Below are 8,005 nucleotides of genomic sequence, written 5' to 3'. Positions count from 1 at the left end.
CGAATATTTGGCGATCGCTCGACTGCACGGGCCGAACTGGTATCTCATTACTGTTTATCCGGAGTCTCTCCTGCGAGAACAAGTCTTCAGGGCAACTTGGTTTCTCTTATTTATTAGCTTGACTTCCTTGGTTTTAGAAGTTTTGCTGCTCTTACTCGTCCTGCGCCAACGAGTTGCCACACCACTTCGGGAACTACTCGGAGCAACGCAACAGGTTGCAGCAGGACAGTTTAATGTTGCTCTCGATACTCAACGAGAAGACGAACTCGGCCAGTTGGCTGCCGCTTTTACTCAAATGACTCGCCAACTTCAAGATGCGTTTATTATGCTGGAGAGCAAGGTAGCAGAGCGCACCCAACAACTTCAAACTGCTAAACTCGCTGCCGATCGCGCCAACCAAGCCAAAAGTGACTTTCTTGCCAGCATGAGCCACGAGTTGCGAACCCCCCTCAACGGTATTCTCGGCTACACTCAAGTCCTCAATCGTTCCCTATCTTTAGGCGACAGGGAAAAACAGGGGGTGAGTATTATCCATCAATGCGGCTCTCACCTGTTGAACCTGATTAACGATATTTTGGATTTGGCCAAAATTGAAGCGCGCAAACTCGAACTTAATCCCAATGCGTCTTATCTCCCCGCCTTCCTACAAGGGGTCGTCGAAATTTGTCGTATCCGTGCCGATCGCAAGGACTTGGAATTTATCTATCATCCCCCGGCAAATTTACCCGAAGCCGTTGTCATCGACGAAAAACGCCTGCAACAGGTCTTAATTAATCTTTTGGGCAATGCGATCAAATTTACCGATCGCGGCTTAGTCAGCCTGACTGTAGAGGTCTTAGAATCCTCTTTTGCCAAACATCACCGCCTGCGTTTTTCCGTCATCGATACCGGAGCGGGGATGAAACCCGAACAACTCGAAACCATCTTTCAACCCTTCGAGCAAGTGGGCGATCGCCAGAAACAGACAGAAGGAAAGGGTTTAGGGCTTTCTATCAGCCAACAGATTGTCGAATTAATGGGGTCTCGATTGCAAGTTAAAAGTGAATTGGGTCGGGGGAGTACCTTTTGGTTCGAGATGGAAATCCCGGAATCGAGAGAATGGGTCGCGATTGCCAAAACCGTCGAGCAAGGGGCGATCTCCAGCTATCAGGGAGAAAAACGCCACATTCTGGTGGTAGACGATCGCTGGGAAAATCGGTCGGTAGTCGTCAGTTTGCTCGAACCCATCGGCTTTGAAGTGACCGAAGCAGAAAATGGTCGGAAGGCTTGGGAGAACATACAAAAAAGCCCACCGGATGCCGTCATCACCGATTTAATGATGCCAGAGATGAACGGTTATGAGTTGCTGTCGGCGATCCGTACCTCAGAAACCTTTGAGAATATCGTGACTATAGCCTCTTCTGCCAGTATTTTTGAGAGCAATCAACAGGAGGCAATCGATGCGGGAGCCAATGTATTTTTACCCAAACCCGTGCAAGCCGACGAATTACTCAAAGCATTACAGAAATTACTGCAATTAGAGTGGATCTATCAAGAGCGCGACCCTGAAAGCCAAGGGGATTTGGAAGCGATCGTGCCACCGAGTCAAGAGGTTTTAGAACAATTACTCGAACTCGTGCAAGATGGAGATATTCAAGGGATTAAAGAAGTGGTTAAGGAACGCTTGGAATCGGATGAAACATTCATAGCTTTTGGTGCAGAGATACTGCAATTGGCTAATAGTTTCCAACTTAAAGGTTTGGAAACATTTATTCAAAATCATCTCCCAAAAGGTTGAAAAACGAACCCATATTATGGTCAGAATCCTCAATAATAAAATAGGAATTCCAGAAGAGGGAAGGTAAAAAGCTGAAAAATATAGCGTTTCTCTCTTCTATGAGGTACAGCTTGAAGCCCTAGAACATAAGCCATACAAGCTATTGCCTATTCCCTAGCACGAAGCGCTATAGACTAGACAATGAATCGAGAGTTACTGCTCCGGAAACAACGATTCCCTTCTAGATTAGATACCATAGGTGACAACTCCCGACACTCAGACCATTTCTCTTTAAGTTTGCCCTTCCGAAGTTGAAGCGAATAAAATATCTATCATTACCATAAGAGAATAGCAAAAAAGCTCCAATCTCATGACTCCAACACTTCCTGGCTATCAAATTGGCTCAAAAATCTATGAAGGAGAGCGAACCCTAGTCTATCAAGGAACACGACTATCCGACTCCCTAAACGTCGTGATCAAATTATTACGCAACTCCTACCCCAGTTTTAGCGAACTGGTGCAATTTCGCAACCAGTATGCCATTTCTAAAAACCTGAGCTCCACCGGTATTGTCGTCCCCTTAAGCTTGGAGCGCTATGGTAATGGTTACGCCTTAGTTATGCCCGAAGAGGGAGCTATCTCTCTAGATAAAACCTTAGCCGAACATGGAGCGTTAGATTTAGGAAGTTGTTTAGATATGGCCATCCAACTGGCTGATACTCTAGAAGAACTCGATTGCCAGCGAGTTATGCACAAAGATATTAAACCAGCTAACATCCTGATTCAACCCGAAACCCAACAGGTTAAATTAATTGATTTCAGCATAGCCTCCCTGCTACCTCGTGAAGCCCAAGAAATCAAAAACTTCAACGTCCTAGAAGGAACCCTAGCCTATATTTCCCCAGAACAAACCGGTCGGATGAATCGAGGAATCGACTACCGCAGCGACTTCTATTCTTTAGGGGTAACCTTATACCAACTGCTGACGGGAACCTTACCTTTTATGAGTAACGACCCGATGGAATTAGTACATTGCCATATTTCACAACAGCCTATACCTCCAGCAGAAGTAGACAATACAGCATCAAATCTTTCCATTCCGTCGGTGGTTTCAGACATAGTAATGAAACTGATGGCCAAAAATGCAGAAGAGCGATATCAGAGTGCATTGGGATTAAAATTTGACCTAGAAGACTGTCTCAAACAATGGCAAGAAACCGGTAAAATAGAACCCTTTGAGTTAGCCAGTAGGGATATTGCAGGTCGCTTCCTGATTGCCGAAAAACTCTACGGACGAGAGCAGGAAGTAAAAACCTTACTAGAAACTTTCAACCGCGTCGCAACTGGAAACAGCGAAATGATTCTAGTCGCCGGTTTTTCCGGTATTGGCAAAACTGCCATTGTCAACGAAGTACACAAACCTATCGTTCAGCAACGGGGTTATTTCATCAAAGGAAAATTCGATCAATTCAACCGTAACATTCCCTTCTCAGCATTCGTGCAAGCCTTGCGCAGCTTGATGGGGCAATTACTTGGAGAATCCGATACCCAATTGCAAGAGTGGAAAGCTCAAATTCTAGAAGCAGTGGGAAATAATGGTCAAGTTCTGATTGAGGTTGTTCCTGAACTTGAAAGTGTTATTGGCAAACAGCCTCCCGTTCCCGAACTCTCCGGAAGTGCAGCACAAAATCGTTTTAACCTGCTCTTTGAGAAATTCATTGCTGTCTTCACCACCCAAGAACATCCTTTAGTGATGTTTCTGGATGACCTGCAATGGGCGGATTCGGCATCTTTAAATCTGATAAAGGTGTTAATGGGCGATCGCAATCGAGGCTATTTGCTGCTGTTGGGAGCCTATCGCGATAATGAAGTGTTTCCAGCTCATCCATTGATATTGACCCTAGCAGAGTTGGAAAAGCAGGACGCAACTATTTCAACAATTACGTTGGCTCCCTTGAGTGTACATCACATCAATCAGCTTTTGGCAGAAACCTTCAGTTGTAATGTCGAACAAGCTCAACCTTTAACAGAATTAGTGTATCAAAAAACGCAAGGAAATCCCTTTTTTACGACACAGTTTTTGAAAGGATTACATGAGGATGAATTGATTACGTTTAATCGCAATTTGGGATATTGGGAATGCGATTTGGTGAAGGTGCGAGATGCGGCACTTACTGATGATGTAGTAGAGTTTGTGGCGGGACGCTTACAGAAGCTGCCCGCCGCAACACAAGAGGTGTTGAAGTTAGCCGCTTGTATTGGCAACCCGTTCGATCTCGAAACCTTGGCTGTGATTTGTGAAACTCACTCAGAAGAAGTGGCGAACGAGCTTTGGAGTGCACTGCAAGAAGGGATGATTTTACCCATTAGCGAAGCCTATAAGTTTTTCCAAGGTGAGATAGATTCTAGTCCAACTGAGACAATAACTGTCGATTATCGCTTCTTGCACGATCGCGTCCAACAGGCTGCTTATTCCCTGATTCCCAACGAACAAAAACAAATCACTCATCTTCAAGTTGGACGTTTGCTTTGCCACAATACCCCCGAGGCCCGAAAAGAAGAAAAACTGTTCGATATAGTCAACCAATTGAACATAGGAGCGGATTTAATGGCAGAATCGGCAGAGCGCCAAAACCTCTCCGAGTTAAACTTGAAAGCAGGGAAGAAGGCCAAAGCCTCGACTGCCTATGATGCAGCCGTCAATTATCTCAGCGCAGGGATTTCACTACTCCCCCCCACAAGCTGGGAATCCCACTATTATTTAACCCTGGATTTGCATATTTCCGCTGGCGAAGCCGCTTTCCTTAACGGTAATTTTTCCCAGCAGCAACAATGGGCTGCAACGGTGATGAAATATGCCAAAACCCTCCTCGATCGCGTTAAAATCTACGAAACTAACATTCAGGCTGCCCAAGCCCAAGGACAGCTCCTCGAAGCGATCGCCATTGCCCTTGAAGTCCTCAAATTATTGGGGGTTGAGTTTCCCGAACAACCCACTCATGCCGATGTCGAACGGGAATTAGAAGTCATCAAGTCTGCCCTTTCCCAGAAAACCGAAGCAGAAATCATCGCCGAGGAGATCGCCACAGACCCAGAAAAATGTGCAGCAATGCGTATCTTAGCTTCAGTAGCGGGATCAGCCTACGGGGCAGCTTTCGATCTGATGGCCTTGATGGGCTTTAAATTGGTTGAATTATCTCTGAACTACGGCAATACTCCGGAGTCCGCCCTCGGTTATGCAATTTATGGGATAGTTTTATGCGAACTGGTGGAAGATATCGAAAGTGGATATGCAGCCAGTCAACTGGTTTTAGGATTGCTCGATCGCTTGCAAGCTAATACCCTCAAAGCCCAAATCTTCGTGTTTGCTTACGATTTAATTCGTCACTGGAAAGTCCATATTCGCTCGATTCTTCCTCCCTTACAGGAAGGTTACGCCAGTGGATTGGAAAACGGCGATTTGGAATGGGCAACGTTTAGCGCCCTAATTTATTGCTACCATGCGTATTTCATGGGTCGGGAACTCTCCAATTTAGGGAAGGAAATGACCAAGTATAGCGAAACGATTGCCAACCTTAAACAAGAAGTTGCCCTCCACTATCAGGAAATTTCCCGCCAAGCCGTGTTCAATTGGCTCGGTAAGTCAGACGATCCCTGTCGGTTGGTGGGAGAGGCTTACAATGAAGATGAAATGCTCCCCTTGCATGAAGAAGCTGGCGATCGCACCGCCGTCTGCTTTCAGGCACTCAATAAACTCATTCTTTGCAATTATTTTAACAACCCTATCCTCGCACAACCCACCGCAGACCTCGCCCGCGAATACCTCGATGGGGCAACAGGAGCCATACACTGGCCAATTTTCCATTTCCACGATTCTCTCACCCAACTGGCACGTTTTACCAACAGTTCCCCTTCAGAACAAACGCAGATACTATCTCAAGTTGCAGCCAATCAAGAGAAATTGCAACGATGGGCGAACTTCGGGCCGATGAATCATCTACATAAATATCATCTCGTTATCGCAGAACGCCATCGAGTCATGAGGGAGCAAGTAGAAGCCATGAAAATGTACGATCGCGCCATTACAGGAGCTAAAGAAAACGGGTACATACAAGAAGAAGCTCTGGCGAACGAACTCGCAGCTAAATTCTATCTGGACTGGGGCAAAGAAAAATATGCTGAACTTCATATGCAGGAAGCTTATTATTGCTACGCCCGCTGGGGAGCCAAGGCCAAAACCGACCAACTCGAAGAAAAATATCCCCAACTACTTTCCTCCATTCTGCAACAACCCTACTTGCAGTTACAGAGCGGTCAAACCGCGACGTACACTTTGACGCAAACGACGGGTTTGAGTAGCAGCACAACCCTCGATTGGGCAACGGCGATGAAAGCGGCTCAGTCTCTATCGAGCGAAATGCATTTAGATAAACTGGTCTCAACCTTAATAAAAGCAGCAATGGAAAATGCCGGAGCAGATAGCTCCATTGTGCTACTGAAGCAACTAGCAAGTTGGCACGTTGTAGCCCGATACCCCCAAGAAGGTGGCGACTTATATTCGACCAAGACAGCAAACGCAAGCGCTCTGCCGACAAGCGTTATCAATACAGTCAAACGCAGCCAAGAAGCAATTATTATTAATGACTTCCCTAAAGATACGCAGTTTGCCAGCGACCCCTATCTGCTGGAAGGACAACCAAAAAGCTTCCTATGCGCGCCCATCCTCAATCAAGGCAAACTCATTGGTATCCTCTATCTAGAAAACCATCTAGCCGTAGGAGCGTTTACGGGAGATCGCGTGGAACTGCTCTCTATGCTCTGTTCCCAAGCCGCTATCTCTCTAGAAAATGCCCGTCTGTACCAACAGTCCCAAGACTACGCGCAGAAACTCAAAGGAACAGTGCAAGAGCTTCAGCAGACCCAGCAACAATTACAGCAATCTTTTGAGGAACTCAAACAAGCCCAACTGCAACTGGTGCAAAGCGAGAAAATGTCAGCTTTGGGTAACTTAGTAGCAGGAATAGCCCACGAAATTAATAATCCCGTAGGATTTATTTCTGGAAACATAGACCCAGCACGAGATTATGTGCAAGACTTGTTGGGATTAATAGACCTTTATCAGCAAGAATATCCACAGCCAAGCGAGGCAATAGAAGAGGAACTAGAAGCAATAGACCTGGAGTTTGTGCGCTCGGATTTACTAGAACTGATTTCTTCCATGCGATCGGGCACGGATCGCATCAGGTACATCAGCAGATCTTTACGGACATTTTCGCGCACGGATAAGGAATATAAAGTCGCTTTTGACATTCACCAAGGCATTGACAGCACATTGCTGATTCTCAAACATCGCCTGAAAGCCAACGAGGAGCGTCGAGAGATTGAAATTGTTAAAGAGTATGGAGCATTACCGCAAGTAAAATGTTTTCCTGGGCAACTCAACCAAGTGTTTATGAATTTGATGGCTAATGCTATTGATGCCCTAGATCAGGTCAACCAAGGACGCAGTTTTGACGAGATTACTAATCAAATTAAGATTACCACCTCAGCAACAGCCCAGGAGGTCACCATTCGCATTACTGATAATGGCATGGGGATGACAGAAGAAGTTAGAGAACGTATCTTTGAGCAAGGATTTACGACTAAAGCGGTGGGTAAAGGAACGGGGTTAGGAATGGCGATCGCGAAATCAATCATCACCCAAAAACATGGCGGTAAGATTACTTGTACTTCTCAATTGAGTAAATATACTGAGTTAGAAATATGCCTTCCTCTCAGCAACTAGCTCGCTGATTCTAGATTGCATATCATAGCTAAAAGATGAGATGGCGATCGCAACTGAGCTGTGATCGCGATCGGGTATTAGAAGCGAATAAAATATTTATCATTACCATAAGAGAACATCAGAAAAGCTCCAACCTCATGACTCCAACACTTCCTGGCTATCAAATTGGCTCAAAAATCTATGAAGGAGAGCGAACCTTAGTCTATCAAGGAACACGCCTATCCGACTCCCTAAACGTCGTGATCAAATTGTTACGCAACTCCTACCCCAGTTTTAGCGAACTGGTGCAATTTCGTAACCAGTATGCCATTTCTAAAAACCTAAACTCCACCGGTATTGTCGTTCCCCTAAGCTTGGAGCGCTATGGTAGTGGTTACGCCTTAGTTATGCCCGAGGAAGGGGCAATATCTCTAGACAAAGCCGTAGCAAAAGAGGAGTCCTTAGACCTAGGAAATTATTTAGAT

The 8,005-nt window shown here is 45.6% G+C and carries 2 protein-coding genes and 1 pseudogene; all 3 read left to right on the top strand.

What is annotated here, in order from left to right; translation table 11 throughout:
* On the top strand, positions 1–1,777 hold a 1,777-nt coding region (locus PN466_RS01285), incomplete at its 5' end, for an ATP-binding protein (protein WP_271936298.1).
* 349 nt (positions 1,778–2,126) lie between these two features.
* Positions 2,127–7,541 carry a trifunctional serine/threonine-protein kinase/ATP-binding protein/sensor histidine kinase gene (locus tag PN466_RS01280; RefSeq protein WP_271936297.1) on the top strand — a complete coding sequence of 1,805 codons (5,415 nt, stop codon included), beginning with the start codon at positions 2,127–2,129 and terminating at the stop codon, positions 7,539–7,541.
* Between the two features lie 35 nt (positions 7,542–7,576).
* Positions 7,577–8,005, top strand: a pseudogene (locus PN466_RS01275) (hypothetical protein); the annotation flags it as partial.

Source organism: Roseofilum reptotaenium CS-1145, from assembly GCF_028330985.1.
Taxonomy (GTDB): domain Bacteria; phylum Cyanobacteriota; class Cyanobacteriia; order Cyanobacteriales; family Desertifilaceae; genus Roseofilum; species Roseofilum reptotaenium.
This window is presented reverse-complemented; position numbering and strand designations above follow the sequence as displayed.